This is a genomic window from Butyrivibrio hungatei NK4A153 (genome assembly GCF_000424465.1).
In the GTDB taxonomy this organism is placed as follows: domain Bacteria; phylum Bacillota; class Clostridia; order Lachnospirales; family Lachnospiraceae; genus Butyrivibrio; species Butyrivibrio hungatei_A.
The window spans coordinates 1-16520 of sequence record NZ_AUJY01000030.1 but is presented as its reverse complement, the minus strand read 5'-3'; the positions used below and the strand labels follow the sequence as shown (position 1 = coordinate 16520).

The window sequence follows — 16520 nt, the reverse complement described above, 5'->3', positions numbered from 1 at the left end:
TACTATGGGTTCGGCTGACTTCTCACAGTTCGTTGTTACTAGGCTAATGAAACCCCTGTGAGACCTCCACGCTTAAGGCGCGCGCTCTTTCTCTCCATATATCCGCCACATTTACTCTGCTACTACAAAAGTGATAGTTATTAGACTTTGTTGCTTTAAGCCAACTTATCTCTCGTAGCCTAGCCTTATATGTGATTCCTGTCCGTCGGACCAGAGATTTGCTTACAGCTTCCTTCAGATTCCACCTCACGATGGACACCCTTGCTGTTCGGCTATACACTTCCCACTATCTGGGCGTGTTTGGGACTTGCACCCGTTAGAGCGCGCCCATGGCGCGCAAACTTAAAAAGGTCTGCGAACATCTCGCAGGCCTTTTTGAATGCACTCACTTCCCCGCCCCCTGTTGGGTGTGGGGAGGTTGAGCGCTTGGTGCATCAGCATTTCCAGATGTCTCTGTTATACTCTTCTATCGTTCTGTCAGATGAGAAGAATCCCGCTTTTGCAATATTTACAAGCATCATCTGTCTCCATCTGTCTCTGTCTTCATATGCCTCAAAAATCTCGTCCTTCTTCTTGATATAGCTTTCAAGGTCGAGAAGAGTCATGAACCAGTCTTTATTTAAGAGCTCATTGTAGAGCCTCTCAAGGTTCTCTTTATGCCCTACTTTCAAACATTTTCTGCTGACAATAAAATCAACCGCCTCTTTTATCACGGGACTTTTCTTGTAATAATCCTTTGATACATAATCGGCTTTCTTGTAATGTTTGATAACTTCGTCAGCGCTCGCGCCAAAAATAAATATGTTATCATCTCCGACAAGCTCGTGAATCTCGACATTTGCTCCGTCATCCGTTCCCAGTGTCACGGCTCCGTTTAGCATAAACTTCATATTACCGGTTCCCGAAGCTTCTTTTGAAGCAAGCGATATCTGCTCAGAAACGTCACAGGCGGGAATAAGCTTCTCGGCATATGATACGTTGTAGTTCTGAGCCATAACGACTTTCATGTACTTATTTACATCTTTGTCGTTATTTATTATTTCCTGAAGCACAAGAATGAGATGAATAATATCTTTTGCAATAACATAAGCGGGAGCTGCCTTTGCACCGAATATAAATGTGATCGGTCTCTTAGGCTTTTTTCCGCCCTTTATCTCAAGATACTTGTGAATTATATAAAGAGCATTCATCTGCTGCCTCTTGTACTCATGCAGCCTCTTTACCTGAATGTCAAAGATTGATTCGGGATCTATCTCGATGTTTTCATGCTCTTTTATAAATGCCGCAAGTTCTTTTTTCTTTAGCATCTTTATCTCATCAAGCTTTTCGAGAGTTATCTGATCATCCTTGTATTCAAGGAGTTTCTCAAGCTTTGTGGCATCTTTTTTAAAGCCGTCTCCGACAACGTCAGAGATAAAATCTGTCAGAGGGCTGTTGCATGAAAAGAGCCATCTTCTGAAAGTTATTCCGTTTGTCTTGTTATTAAATTTATCGGGATAAATCTTATAAAAGTCTTTTAGTTCGCTGTTTTTAAGTATCTCGGTATGTATTGCCGCAACGCCGTTTACCGAGAATCCATAGTGGATATCGATAAATGCCATATGGACTTTCTTTTCTTTATCAATGATCTGAACTTTAGAACTCTTGTACTTAGCCCTTATCCTCTTATCCAGTTCTTTGATATAAGGAACAAGCTGCGGAACTACCTTTTCAAGATACTCAAGAGGCCATGTTTCAAGCGCTTCCGCAAGAATGGTATGATTTGTATATGCACAGGTCTTGCTCACCACGCTTATCGCCTCATCAATATTAAACGCCTTCTCCTCAACAAGTATCCTGATAAGCTCAGGAATTATCATTGTTGGATGCGTATCGTTGATCTGAATCACAGCATGGTTATGAAGCTCGTGCAGATCGTACTGACGCTCCTTCTGTTCTCTGAGAATCAGATGTGCAGCGTTCGATACGAGGAAATACTCCTGATATATCCTAAGGAGATTTCCGGCCACATCCGAGTCATCGGGATACAGGAAAAGAGTGAGATTATTCTTGGTCTTTGTTTTATCGAAGTTAATTCCCTCTTTTACAAGTTTTTCATCTATCGACTCTATATCAAACAGCCTGAGCTTGTTGACACCGGATCTGTATCCGACGATATTCATGTTGTAAAGGCGCGACACTACTTTCTTTCTGCCAAAATAAATATCAAAAGTCGTATCTGTCTTCTCAAGCCAGCTGTTCTTCTCTATCCAGTCATTCTTCTCTTCAACTTGGAGATTATCCTTAAACACCTGCTTAAAAAGTCCAAAATGATAGTTGAGTCCGATTCCCTCCCCGGCAAGTCCGAGAGTTGCTATAGAATCAAGGAAGCATGCGGCAAGCCTTCCGAGACCACCGTTTCCCAGAGACGGCTCAGGCTCGTACTCTTCGATCTTGGCAAGATCTTTGCCGTTTTTTGCCAATATATCTTTTATCCTGTCATAGACACGAAGATTAATAAGATTATTGGAAAGAAGTTTTCCGATCAAAAACTCCATAGAGATGTAGTATATTTTTTTCTCACCGTTATTAAGTTCCGTAACATCCATCAAACGGCTCGTCATTTCCAAAAGCACATAATAAGCTTCACGATCTGTGCAGTCTTTTAACACCTTTCCAAACTGATCTTTTGCAATCCCTTCAAGCTGCTCTTCAAGATTAAGAATCAGTACATCTCGTTGCATATTGGTATGCTTTGACATATTATTATCTCCTTATTCATCCGTATTACGACACCACTTTTTTATAAAACCTTACTTTTATATCTTAACTCTATAAATCCAAAAAGGCTACCGGCGCTAAAAGTACCGATAGCCTTCATATATGTTTATATATTCATATTAATATCAGCGATCAATAGCCTTTGTTCCTTTGTGTCTCTTGATCTTGATACCGCTTCCACCCTTGATGGTCTCTTTTACAAAAGAGTTCACGATGGCGATATAGCCCGTTCTGTTGTCCCTTGTATAATTATCTTCGAATGAAGCAAACTCTTCATCTTCATAAACAAGAGCAACCGCTTTGCCCTGGACAGTCTTCATGATGATTGTTTCTTTTGTTCCGGACCATACATATGTGTAGTCATAATCTTCGCCATCAAGGAAATTCTGCATATCCTTTGTTATTCCGTCAATAGCATCGTCAAAACTCATAATGGCGGATGAATCCTCTTCATCTTCAGAAGATGTCGTAAGAGCATCAACCTCTGCGCCAAGAATAGAATCAAGCTTCTCTTCGGGAGCTTTCGCAACAGGAGCCTTTGCTACAGGAGTCTTAGCTACGGGAGCAATTACAGGCTCGGCTACGGGCTCGCTCTTTATGCTCTTCTCCTCTTTAAATACAGGAACATCGTCAAATGCAAGTCTGTCTTCTTCAGCAGCTGCTGAGATCATTGCATCCATATCCAATGTATCTGTCTTCTCAGGTGAAGCCTTATATGTATCGCTAAACTTTCTAACCTTATCTGCATCTCTGTATACAGGCTCGCTGCTTACAGAAAGAGACTCAAACGCATCGCTGCGGTTCTCAGACTTAATTACATCATCACGCATATCAGAACTAAACTTATCTTCACGTCTGTCTGATCCGAATCTGTCTGAACTTAACTTGTCTTCATATCTGTCAGAACTGAACTTATCATCACGTCTGTCTGAACTAAATCTATCATCACGCCTGTCCGATCCAAATCCGTCCGATCTAAACTTGTCTTCACGTCTGCCGGAACCAAATCTGTCTGATTCAAACTTATCTTCGCGTCTGTCGGAGCCAAATCTGTCTGATTCAAACTTATCTTCGCGTCTGTCGGAACCAAATCTGTCTGATTCAAACTTATCTTCGCGTCTGTCGGAACCAAATCTGTCTGATTCAAACTTATCTTCGCGTCTGTCCGATCTGAATGCATCTCTTCTGTCTGCGTCGCTGCTTACAGAAAGAGACTCAAATGAATCGCTGCTCATCTCTGAACCCAATGTATCCATGCCAAGTGAATCTGTATGAGCAGCAGAAACCTTGATCGGATAATCAGAATCAAATCCGAGTTCTTCTCCCTCAGATCTCATTGCATCCATATTTGCTCTTGCACGTGTTGTATAAGCTCTGGGCTCACGATTTGAATCATCTACCTTTATCTCATCACTGAATCTTCTGCCGGCACCTGAATCTGCAGGCTTAACATCAAATCCAAAATCATCGTTCTTGAGAGAATCGCTGAATTTCTCAGTCTTCTTCTCAGCAAAAGGCTTAACAGTATAATCAGACTCTTCAGCTTTTATAGCATCCTCATATACTCTGTCGGGTCTTGCCGGTGAAGGCTTAACCGTATAATCAAATTCTTCAACCTGTATCCGGTCGTCAAATCTTCTGTCAATTCTTGTTGCGGAAGGATCTGTTGTCTTTCCAAACTCTTCCATCTTGATCTGATCGTCAAATCTTCTGTCGATTCTTACTCCGGAAGACTTCTCGGAAGATGTTCTGTCGAACTCTTCGACTCTTATCTCATCATCAAATCTTCTTCCGACTCTGGGCTCAGAAGGCTTCGCTGCAGATCTGTCGAACTCTTCGATCTTGATCTCATCATCATAGCTTGGATTCTCATCAAAATCGAAATCATCTTCATCTATTATATCTTCATCAAGCGCAGGCTCTTCCATACGCTGAACTGAAGGCTTAACAGGAATGTCAGCCCTCTCACTCTTAACATTATCCCTTGCGGAATTATTTATTTCATCAGAGAACTTAACCGTATCCTTGGGCTTTTCTTCCTTTTGTGCATTCTGAGCGGCCATTTCTTTTTCCTTGGCAAGAAACTCACCTATATAATCAGGAATTTCTTCAGTTTTATTCTCTTCCTCTACTTCTACATCTTTGCTATCGATAGGAATATCAAATACATTTTCGGGCATCTCTGCTTTTATTGCTGCCATCATGGCATCAATATCGGATAAGTTGACATCCTCTACGGGTGTATCAAATGTTGTGTTCGATTTTTTCAAAGACGAATCTCTCATATAATCACCACCTGACATATTTGGCATTGCTTTACTTATATTTACAATTTCTGCCCCCTCCGAGCGGTTCTCTGCTCTGTCTGATTTCATTTGAGTTCCTCCTTTGGAAGCTTCTTTATTATTCTTTATTTCTGAATCCCTCTGTGATGATGAGAACGTCTCCGGTTCAAAATCATCGTCATCCTCCATGTTATTTGCAAGAAGGCCGTCAACAAAAACTGTTGACATATCCTGTTCATTCAAATAGTCCTTATTTCTCATGCCGTCCATGTCTCGTCTCCTTTCGAGCGTCATATATCAAACGATATTTTACCCCGTTTAAATATATTATCATTTATTTCTGTTAGATTTTACAGTAAATTTTCTATAAATTCTTGCTTATCGCGTATTCATTATTAGAAACATTTTGTGTAAAATCTTCCCCATACCAGCATATTACACGGATATTAATAGTACAACAACAAAACATTAACATTCTAACATGAACTGCCATAGAAATCAATGTTAAAACGTTAATGTCTTGTTTTATGGGCTTTTTCGGCCCTCGGTATTCAATTATTCATGTTTATAAAGCTTCTTTTATAACAAGATGTCTCGGAAGTCCTCCTGCCATAATAGGAGTTACTTCGCCAAAGATAAGCGGACGGGCATATTTCTCAAACTGTTCTGTAAGGCCGCATCCGTCGGGCGTGATCCACTCATCGGGAACCATCTTCTCGTAATTTGCTATTGAATGAATGTCGTATGTTCCGTAAGAGCACATATAAGGGCATTCACTGCTCCAGTTGTTATCGGTTCCGCCTGTCTGATACATCATTCTCTTCATGATGATCATCTTGCCGGTCTCGCCTGCGTTTGCAGCGTTAACAGCTTCAAAGCCGCACTGATATGCTTCTCTTACATCTGTAAGTGACGCAATATGTGAAGCCGCTCTCTGAAGTGTGCTAAGCTCAACGGTTCTCGTTCTGAGTCCCAGCTCTGAGGAAAGTTTATCAGAAAGAACTTTGCACGCAGCACTCATCTGCTTATGTCCGAATGCATCAGTTGCTACGTCTCCGCCAAGCTCACATACATAGGTTCCGTCGGCAAGCTTGATTCCTTCTGAAATCGCAATAAGAATGGGTTTCTTCTTATCAGAAAGTTCTTTCATATGTTTCATGAAAGCATCCATATCAAAAGGCTTTTCCGGAAGATATATCGCATCCGGTCCCGTACAGTCATCTGCTTTTGAAAGAGCTGCCGAAGCAGCAAGCCATCCGGCATTCCTTCCCATTATCTCAACGATCACGGTAGCCGGATTTCTTGTATCTGCTGCCTGGTTATCGCGAATAAGCTCTTTTACACTTGTTGCGATATACTTAGCTGCCGATCCGAATCCCGGACAATGATCGGTAACGGGAAGATCGTTGTCTATTGTCTTTGGGATACCTATAAAGCGCTGGGTTTTGCCGTGATCTTTGGCATAATCAGACAGCTGCATTATAGTGTCCATTGAATCATTTCCACCAACATAGAACAATTTATCAATATTGTTCTTTTCAAGAACATCAAAGATCTTCTTGTAATCAGTATCGTCTTTTGAAGCATCCGATAACTTGTATCTGCATGTGCCAAGTACAGAAGCAGGTGTTCTCTTAAGAAGTTCAACATTGGTCGGATCCGACAGATACTTGTCCAGATCGATAATGTTGCCATTTACGAGTCCCTCGATACCGTGTAACATTCCAAAAACTTTTTGTGCTCCAAGTTCTTTTGCCCTGACGTAAGCCCCTGCAACAGAAGCGTTGATTGCTGCCGTAGGCCCGCCGGATTGTCCGATTATGACGTTATTCATGGTTCCCTCCCAACATTAATATAGTTATCTTTAATGATAGCCTCAAAACCACAAAAAGAACAAGTCTTGACTTTTTATCGCCTTTCTTTAGCTACCATTGCAAGCAATATAAAGAACATAGGTGTTGCACACACCATTGAAAAATTCGCAAATGAATATGCCATGTATGAAACAGCAGCTATGAAAGCTATTTCTCTATCTTTTTTGCCAAGTCCGGTCTCTAAAAAGCGCTCTACTACGCGGAAGATCAGATATAAATATGCCAAAAGCCCGTGGAATCCCGTACAAACGAGATAGTCGAGATACTCACTATGTGCGGAAGTAAGTGCAAGGCCGTTAAAGCGCGAAGCAAACTCAGCTGCGGCTTCAGGCTTGGCAGCAAGATAATCGTTAAGCGCATACATATATCTGTTAGGACCGACACCTATAATCTTCTTATCCAAAGGAAGACTTCCGTACAGGTCAAAAGAAAGCTTCCATATATATCCTCTTCCGTTTGCAAGATCACCGTTTCTGCTGATAAACAGGACACACACCAAATAAACCAGCATTACACCTGCCACAATCCAAGGTGCAAGCTTTGCGTCAACGATCTTGCGATCCGGTAAAAATTTTCTTTTAAATGCAAACAAAACGGCAATAAGAGCTGATACCAACATCATAGTGGTTCCGCATGAAATAATCGCCAAAACAACAAGTGTGACATATGCTCCGTAGAGCACTCTTTCAATCTTGTCTTTTGTCGTAAAGAGCATGTATACAGCTATCGGAATGATAATCGCCATATACTCGCTGTACCAGCCGTAGTTTCCAAATGTCGAAACATACAAGCTGTTCTGCGCATCTGCACTGCTTGAAAACATAGAAAGCGGATCGAATCCCGTTCTGTTCAAGATTGCCAGAATTGTCGGAAGCACAGATGAAGCTACGATAACATGCACCACCCATGTGTTATAAAAATAGTATCTGGAAATAAAGAAAAACGACAAGATCATAAGGATTATGGTAAGTGCCCCCATGCCAAATCCGGGAACACCGTAGACTGATTCTTTTATAGAATCCGACAACAATGTTGATATCAGGACCACTCCTCCAAAGATAGCCATTGCAACATCAACCTTAGAAAATGTCCTCTTTCGCAGACTTTCGTCATTTATCTTTTGCAAGTCATCTATTACAGATGTAATGACATAAAGAACAAGAGTGATCCCACACAAAAATAAATAAGCATCTGTCTTGTGTACACTTATATTTTCGTAGGTACCCTTGTTATAGATCGGTATTACAAAAAACACCGAGAGCACGTAAAAAAGTGCGACGTAGTTCTTATATTTTTTCATAATCAACCCCAATTACTCATATTTTTCCCCATCATAAAAACGAAATATGCCGCTTCAGCGACCAAAATCCGGTACAACAAACAGCATCAGGCAAGTTCTGATTCCGTTCGCTATATGTTCAACAGCCCCTTCCAGTTGAACGTAAATAGGTCCCGCTTCATGTTATGAGGCGAGACCTAACATTTTAGCTAGTATATAATATTACACAACTATCCGTGGTTTACAACCATTTATTAACGTTCAACAGTATATAAACTACGAAAAATGAAAATTTGCGCATCTGTTACCATCCACATATCGCAAAATCTTTTCCCATGTGATATTCAGGAAAAAGACATCCCTCAAAGCCTTAATTTATCTTGAAGACTCTGTTGATGCACTGTCAGAAGCCTTCTCTGATGTCTTGGAAGTCTTATCAGATGCTCCTGTTGATGCGCTGTCTGATGCTGTATCGGAAGTCTTGTTTGATGTCTTATCTGATGCACCGGTTGATGCACTCTCAGATGCTTTCTCAGTTGTCTTATCTGAAGCACCTGTTGATGAACCTGCAGAAGCGCTCTCAGATTTCTTCTTATCCTTATCTGCGCTGTTATTTGCGGTTCTGTCTGTTTTATTGTTTGTTGTACTGTCAGTAGCATTGTTAGCAGCCTGTACAGGTGCTGTTCCTGCAGGGCTCTTTACAACCGCATACATTACGTTTGAAGATGCAGCCTGCTCAACATTGGCAGTAACCACACTTGCAATAGTGCTGGTATTATTAAATACCTTGTATGCTCCGCCTGCATAAACGGCAACTATAGAATAATCCATGCCTGCTGTCTGGAAATCTGCAGGAATTCCGATACTGACAGTACCTGCTGTTCCTTCTGTACTGCTTGTAAACTTGCCACCGGCCATCTTTCCGTAATAAACATTTATACAAGGGCCAACCGTTCCGCTAAATGAAGCCGCAACATTGTTTGCAACCGCAACTGCTGCTGAACTCTTTGTTGCATCAGTATCTGCAACCTTTACAAATGATCCTGTTCCGGGAGTAGAAGGTGTAAGTGCCACACCCTGAACTTTCTTTGCAAAATAATAGCCGTCAACCGCTGACTTAACGCCTGCAACAGTTTTATTTACAGGAGCCGTTGCCTCCTTAATCATATTCTCAACTTCTTCCTGAACTTTCTTCTGTCTTGCCTCCTCAGCACGTTCTTCTTCAGTCGGTCCATCATCTTTCTCTTCTCCTGATACTGCAGCAACCGCCTCAGTAACCGGTGTCATAAAGATGGCACCCATCAATCCTGCAACTACAACGTACTTCATAAGCTTTCTAAATTCCATTTTACATTCCTCCTTATTTACGAAAATCAAAATAGAAATGCCTGTATTTTAGATGCTACTCTCATTAAAACTTTTTGCAATTCTTTGGATAGATTCTTTAGATAGATTTAAGATGGATGATTGAAAGTTTATGATTTGTTCAGAGAATGTTTATTATTTTTGGAGGTTTTATCTTGCTTGTTCTGCTTATATTGGAATTTGTTCAATAATAGGCAGTGCATTTTTCATGTCATCGTATCACTATCTCCGCCGTCATCTGCTCACATATAGTATATTTTTATTATAGGCAGTGCGTTTTTCCGGTTCGAATCTGCTCAGATATGTCTTATCTTAATTATGAGCAGAGCCATTTTCCTAGTCACATCTGCTCAATTTTCTACATCTCATAATATAGTCAGTTGAAAAAGCCTCAGTAGCTTTTATTTTTTCTAATCGCAATCCAATATTGTCTGCTCATATGCCCCTTCCCTAAATTATAAGCAGTCCATTCTTTCTTTCAGCAACTGCTCATATTTCCGCATCCCTCTATATAGTCAGTAAAAACCTCTTAATTTTGCCTGCTCATTCCATTGATTTCACAATAATGAGCAGAGAATCCCACAAAATCCGCTCTATTCCGAAATATCCCACTTATAGCAACCACATACATGAAAGTTGATGAACATATGCATGCCTCAAAAGAAAGCATCTGATTTTATTCATATGAAGCACCGTCTTAGCAAATTGCAAGTTTCCTTAGTGAATGGCATAGAAATGCACGACATAGATGTGCTAATCTAATACTTGAACAAAAAACAACATATTTCTAAGTTTAGTTAGCATTCAATCTTTTATTCACTTATTCGTAAATGAATCAAAAGACAGCCGTCCGCTCTACATGTCAAGTACATTAGCACCACAACTTATACATCATAAGGAGAACACATTTTGGAACAGATTCTGATAGTCGAAGACGATTCTACGCTTAACAACGGCCTTTGCCAGGCATTGAAGGATGCGGGCAGGCAGCTTGTTTCGTGTGAATGCATCAGCGAAGCAAAAGAGCAACTGGCTCTTGGCATGGTTACTCTTGCAATTCTTGATATAAATCTTCCGGACGGGAACGGACTTGATCTGTTAAAAGAGATCAAGGACAGCACTCCTGATATTCCTGTAATCATGCTTACCGCAAATGATACGGACAAAGACATTGTGTCAGGCCTCGAACAAGGCGCAGACGATTACATAACAAAGCCATTCTCTCTTGCCGTACTCCGCGCAAGAGTAAATACGCAGCTTCGCAAGGCTCATGCAGGAAAAGACACTGAAAAATATGCAGAAACACCTTATGTTTTTGATTATAAAAACATGATTTTTTCAAATAACGGACAAACCGTGGAGCTTTCCAAAACAGAGCAGCGACTCCTGCGAATCCTCACCGACAACGCAGGCATGACCGTTAAAAGAGATACTCTGATAGACAGACTCTGGACAGGCGATGCAGAATACGTCGATGAGAACGCTCTTTCCGTCACGGTAAAAAGACTCAGAGACAAGCTCTCTGCTCAGGATAAGATCAAAACAATATACGGAATCGGCTACAGTTGGGTAAAACAGAATGGATAATATAATTCTTATAATCGGTATCTTCTTGATTCTCGCAGCCTGCATTATCGCAGTCACCGAAAGGCTTCGCTCCAAGAGAATACTTGATTCTATAGAAAAAATGCTTCATATGGCAATGAACGGTGAATTCCCCGCAGAAACCTTCGATGAAGGAAGGCTCTCCAAGCTTGAATCGGAGCTTGCAGCTTTTTTAAGTTCCTCTTCTATCTCCGCAAAAAACATAGAAAATGAGCGTGACAAGATAAAGTCACTGATCTCAGATATCTCTCATCAGACCAAGACTCCTATCTCAAATCTCATATTATACAGTGAGCTCTTGGAAAACGGCGAGCTTTCCGGCGTTGACCGTTCAAATGCAGAAGCGATCCATGCTCAGGCTGAGAAACTAAGATTCCTCATAGACAGTCTCGTCAAACTATCAAGACTCGAAAACGGAATACTTGCACTGGAACCGCAAGAAGTGCCTTTAATGCCACTTCTTGAAGATTTAGTCCGTCAGTTCGAGGAAAAAGCTGAAAAGAAAGAGCTTAAACTTGAGCTCAATAAAACAGATGCCAAAGCTGTTATCGACGGAAAATGGACACACGAAGCCCTCGCCAATATCGTTGACAACGCCATAAAATACACAGAAAAAGGCTGCATCAAAATAAGCGTCATCCCTTACGAAATGTTCGTGCGCGTAGATATCTCAGACACCGGCATCGGTATTTCCGAAGAAGAACACACCAAGATATTCAAGCGTTTCTACCGCGGAAGCGACGTTAAGCAAAAAGAAGGCGTCGGAATCGGACTCCACCTCGCCCGCGAGATTATTTCCGGCGAAGGCGGCTACATTAAGCTGTCCTCCACTCCAGGCGAAGGATCGACATTCTCAGTATTCCTGCCTCGGTAATAATCTAAATAAACAATCATCCGCTGCCCTGTGTCGCCGAAATACCGTCTGTTACTTCATCTGAAAACACAATATTTACCGGAGGAATTGTATAAAAATATTCTTCACTTCATGATAATATCCCTATCGAAAAACGCAATCCGCGAAATATAGACAGGGTAAAGACTGCTATTTTCCCTGTCTAAAAGTCCCATCTGCCGAAAACAGACAGGGTAAAGACTGCTATTTTCCCTGTCCAAAAATCTCATCTGCTGAAAACAGACAGGGATAAACCCGCTATTTTCCCTGTCCAAAAATCTCATCTGCTGAAAACAGACAGGGATAAACCCGCTATTTTCCCTGTCCAAAAATCTCATCTGCTGAAAACAGACAGGGATAAACCCGCTATTTTCCCTGTCCAAAAATCTCATCTGCTGAAAACAGACAGGAAAGTCTTTATTGATTATGTCAAAACTGTAAGAATCTCCCCTCCATCAGAAAGATTCCGGAAAGATTTTTATGTAATAATCATTTATTATAAGTTACTGCTGTCACCGGTTTATTACTTGATAACAGCAGCACTACATTATAAAGGGAGGGCACATACAATGGGGAGAAAAAGTCAATTTTGCACAATTCTTTTTTACGAGATAAAAAAAATCCTGACCGCTCGCACCGCACTTATCTTATTTATTTTCATTGCGGCATATTCCGTTATTCAAGGAAAAATCCAGGCAAATCAACTTGATAAATTTGATATAGAAACCCGTGATCTGCAGCGCTCAATCGACGAACGCCCCATCAACGATGCGCTGATAGCAGAGACCGCGGAAGCTGCATATAAACTTGGAATGCCGTTTGAATGCTGGGATTATTCAAATTGTATTTACATGAATCTTTCGCACTGGCTAAAGCAAATTGCCGATGACAATTCCAAGCTCACAGACTACAATTCCGAATCCATTTATCAAACAAGAGACAGCTCCGTCAGCGAATCAATGAACTCGATGAAGCTTACAGAAAATGAAAAAGAATACTGGCAAACACAGGAAGAAAATTTAAGCAAGCCAATCATCTGGCATTACACCGAAGAAATAAACGGCATTATTTCCACTTTAATCTCTCTCCCACTTATAATGCTCTTTGCGACTACTCTGCTACTTAGTCAAATTTTTTCAGGAGAGATAAAAGATAAAACGGATCCGCTAATCAAATGCACTGTCGGCGGCTGGGGTGACACATACCTTGCTAAAGTCACAGCCGCCTTTATCTGCACTCTTTTCCTAAATATCGTTATAGAGGCTGTCACAGTACTTACAAGCTTTTTTCTATGGGGAAAAGATACATGGAACATCCCTATACAGCTCTTTATGCCCCTTACTGCGTACTCCATAACGATAGGACAATTTATCCGCGCGCAGCTTATTATGATCACGGCAACCTGTCTGCTCATGACCGCAGTCACATGTTTTTTATCGGAAATCCTAAAAAGCCCCGTAGCAGTAATGAGCGGCGTATTCGGAAGCTTTCTTATAGTTTACATAAGCTCGAATCGCATCCCTTACAGCAGTCGAATGCTCTCACAGCTTTTTTGCCTGCTATCGCCCATGTACATGACCTCAGGATCGGCGCTGCGCGAATACAGGCTGATTGGAGGAAGCGGTCATTACCTTACGGCGCTGCAATTTGCTCCAGTCCTGTACATAGCGATATCAATCACTCTTATCACAAGCGGATATTTTATCTACACAAACAAAAAATAACCCACAATGAGCATTAAAATATTTTGCTCCAAAATCACATATAAGGAGAAAAAAATGGAAATCCTACGCGTTACAGACTTAAAAAAGACCTACGGAACCGGCGATACGGCGGTTGAAGCCTTAAAGGGTGTAAACCTCTCCGTCGAGAAAGGAGAATTTATCGCAATCGTCGGAACATCGGGAAGCGGCAAATCTACTCTTTTGCACATGTTAGGAGGTCTGGACCGCCCGACTTCGGGAACGGTCTCGATTGACGGAAAAGATATTTTTACATTAAAAGACGAAGAACTCACAATTTTCAGAAGAAGAAAAATCGGCTTTGTCTTCCAGTCTTTTAACCTCGTCCCTGTTCTCTCAGTCTATGAGAACATCGTGCTCCCCATAGAACTTGACGGAAACACACCAGATAAAGAGTTTGTGGACACTATCATCGACACTCTCGGACTTTCGGACAAAAGAGATTCCTATCCAAATCAGCTTTCCGGCGGCCAGCAGCAACGTGTCGCAATTGCAAGAGCACTCTCATCAGCGCCGCAAGTAATCTTGGCAGATGAGCCCACAGGCAATCTCGACTCCAAGACAAGTCAGGACGTTATGGGGCTTCTAAAAGTTATGGGCGAGCGCTTTGCACAGACTATCATCGTTATCACACACAACGAAGAAATCGCGCAGACAGCGGACAGAATCATCAGGATTGAAGACGGACTTATCGCAAATAAAGAGGTGCTGACATGGCAAAAGAAAAACGCATAAACGGACCTATGGTCAATAACAAAAAAGTGATCCGAAGTATCGCCGCCAAAACCGTAATGGCAAATCCCGGAAAGAGCCTTGTGGTAGTTCTTTCCATCGCGCTGTGTACATTTATGTTTTCAGCTCTTTTCACCATAAGCGGAAGCCTTATCGCCAAATTCCAAGATGATACCAACAGACAGATTGGCACGTCATGTAACGCAGGCGTAAAGTATCTCAACGAAGAAGAATACAACCGCCTTGTTTCCGACAAAAGTCTCAAAAACGTAACCGGATCAATACATGTGGGAACCGCAGTAAATGACGAGCTAAATAAAATATTTGCGCAAGCGGATTACCACGACGAGGCAAGTGCAAAAAAAAGCTTCTGCTATCCCGAAGTAGGAAGACTTCCCGAAAAGGAAAACGAAATATCCGTAAGCAGTCTGATCTTACAGGCTTTTGACATGAAAGCCGATTCCAAGGAAGACTATGAGAGCCTCTTGGGAAAAAATCTTTCTCTCAAGCTCTCAGGCAAAGACAAAGAACAGACCAAAGATTTCGTCATAGTCGGAATACACACGGGAGATCAAGTCGCAATGGCACAGATAATCGTGGTATCAAAAGAGTTTCAGGAGAAGTTTTCTCCGACTCCCACATCATCCTACTATGATAACGCCGCATCCATGAGTTTTAATGATTGCTTCGGAAGAATCGATGCAGAAGTGGATTTCTTCATCCCTCTCTTTTTCAAATACCAGATTGAAAAAGCAATCAAAAGAAACGGGCTGCCCGAAGATACACAGTATGGTATTAACTGGGGAAGTGTCGGTTCATCTGCGGATTTCGGCACCATCGCATTTGTAGTACTGATGCTGTTTACCATATTCCTGTCCGGATACCTTATCATAAACAACATCTACCGCATCAATGTTTACACGGATATCCGCTCCTACGGACTACTAAAAACAGTCGGAACAAGCAGTAAGCAGCTTAAAAAAATCGTAAACCGGCAGGCATTATATCATTCAGTTCCCGGAATCATCATAGGGATCACAGGCGGAATAGTGGCCGGAAGTCTCCTGCTTCCGATGTTAATGGATGGAATGGCCATTTCCGAATCCATAGATTCCAAAGCCGTTATAAATATATGGATTCTTTTATTCTCTGCGCTCTTTTCCTATGTCACCGTTCGCATCTCGGTCAGAAAAGCAACAAAGCTGGCTTCGGGAGTATCTCCCATAGAAGCGCTTCACTACACGGAAAATAACAGTTTCCGAGGGAGACATCGCAATCATTCGGCCACCTTCACAGCTACACGCTTTGCTTTCAGAAATGTATTTAAGGAAAAGAAAAAGTGCTTTTTCGTGGTGCTCTCTCTGGCTCTTTCAATGACTGTGCTCAGCACTGTGTTCACCCTGCTGATAGGATTTGATGAGAATAAATATATCTCCAATTTTTTGATGACTGACTTTTCCGTTGCCGACGCCACCACTGATAACCTTGCTGTTTCAAATCACGTCTATGACGGGATTACACCATCTTTCCTTGATGAGGTAAAAAAGCTTGCAGGTATTTCGAAGCTCGGAAACGTTTATGCAGAACCTTCCATTCAGAACTTAAATAGCCGTGATTATTCACGTTTCAAAGAAAGATGTAAACGCTATTATAAAAGTTGACCAGTTTCATCCATATCGCTAGTGAAAAAGTTTACCACCTTGAGTTAAGTCCTTTATGATTTTTAGTGTATGAAAAAATCATGAAGGGAGAAAGGTGATGATAGTCGAAATGGATCTCTACTACCAAATCCGCAGCCGCTATAACGACGGCGAATCCATACGGTCCATTGCCAGAAAGCTGGGTATATCCCGGCAGACCGTTAAAAAGTATTGCAGAGGCGATACGCATCCTGATGAACGGAAACCATATCATCGGGACTCTGAGGTGGTTACTCAGGAAGTGATTGATTTTGCCCGTGCCTGTCTTGAAGAAGATAAGAAAGAA

Annotated in this window: 11 protein-coding genes; 6 read left to right on the top strand and 5 right to left on the bottom strand. The window is 41.6% G+C overall.

Going from position 1 to position 16520, the window contains the following annotated elements:
- Window positions 1–434: 434 nt before the first annotated feature.
- From G628_RS0110495 to G628_RS0110475, 5 genes are all read right to left on the bottom strand, one after another.
- Entirely contained in the window at window positions 435–2741 is a 2307-nt protein-coding gene (locus G628_RS0110495; protein WP_081670681.1) for a glycogen/starch/alpha-glucan phosphorylase, read from the bottom strand.
- Between the two features lie 144 nt (window positions 2742–2885).
- Window positions 2886–5315 (bottom strand): hypothetical protein, encoded by a 2430-nt coding sequence (locus tag G628_RS0110490; RefSeq protein ID WP_027209109.1) that lies wholly within the window; start codon window positions 5313–5315, stop codon window positions 2886–2888.
- Between the two features lie 295 nt (window positions 5316–5610).
- Complete coding sequence (locus tag G628_RS0110485; RefSeq protein WP_026656971.1) at window positions 5611–6879, bottom strand: 6-phosphofructokinase; 1269 nt, start codon at window positions 6877–6879, stop codon at window positions 5611–5613.
- Window positions 6880–6953: 74 nt separating this feature from the next.
- Window positions 6954–8219 carry an O-antigen ligase family protein gene (locus G628_RS0110480; RefSeq protein ID WP_027209108.1) on the bottom strand — a complete coding sequence of 422 codons (1266 nt, stop codon included), beginning with the start codon at window positions 8217–8219 and terminating at the stop codon, window positions 6954–6956.
- Window positions 8220–8573: 354 nt separating this feature from the next.
- Window positions 8574–9545 carry a hypothetical protein gene (locus tag G628_RS0110475; protein WP_027209107.1) on the bottom strand — a complete coding sequence of 324 codons (972 nt, stop codon included), beginning with the start codon at window positions 9543–9545 and terminating at the stop codon, window positions 8574–8576.
- Window positions 9546–10472: 927 nt separating this feature from the next.
- On the opposite strand from G628_RS0110475, the gene G628_RS0110470 reads away from it, so the two are divergent.
- The 6 genes from G628_RS0110470 to G628_RS17110 all read left to right on the top strand — a co-directional run.
- Window positions 10473–11150 carry a response regulator transcription factor gene (locus G628_RS0110470; protein ID WP_027209106.1) on the top strand — a complete coding sequence of 226 codons (678 nt, stop codon included), beginning with the start codon at window positions 10473–10475 and terminating at the stop codon, window positions 11148–11150.
- Complete coding sequence (locus G628_RS0110465; protein WP_027209105.1) at window positions 11143–12042, top strand: sensor histidine kinase; 900 nt, start codon at window positions 11143–11145, stop codon at window positions 12040–12042. Before G628_RS0110470 ends, G628_RS0110465 begins: the two co-directional genes overlap by 8 nt.
- Window positions 12043–12629: 587 nt before the next feature.
- Window positions 12630–13784 carry an ABC transporter permease gene (locus G628_RS0110460; protein WP_027209104.1) on the top strand — a complete coding sequence of 385 codons (1155 nt, stop codon included), beginning with the start codon at window positions 12630–12632 and terminating at the stop codon, window positions 13782–13784.
- Window positions 13785–13838: 54 nt separating this feature from the next.
- Complete coding sequence (locus G628_RS0110455; protein WP_026656964.1) at window positions 13839–14537, top strand: ABC transporter ATP-binding protein; 699 nt, start codon at window positions 13839–13841, stop codon at window positions 14535–14537.
- A complete protein-coding gene (locus tag G628_RS0110450; RefSeq protein WP_027209103.1) occupies window positions 14516–16195 on the top strand; it encodes an FtsX-like permease family protein in 1680 nt (559 codons plus the stop codon). The genes G628_RS0110455 and G628_RS0110450 overlap by 22 nt, the downstream gene beginning before the upstream one ends.
- 97 nt (window positions 16196–16292) lie before the next feature.
- The coding region (locus tag G628_RS17110) for a helix-turn-helix domain-containing protein (protein WP_034500822.1) at window positions 16293–16520 on the top strand (228 nt) is incomplete at its 3' end.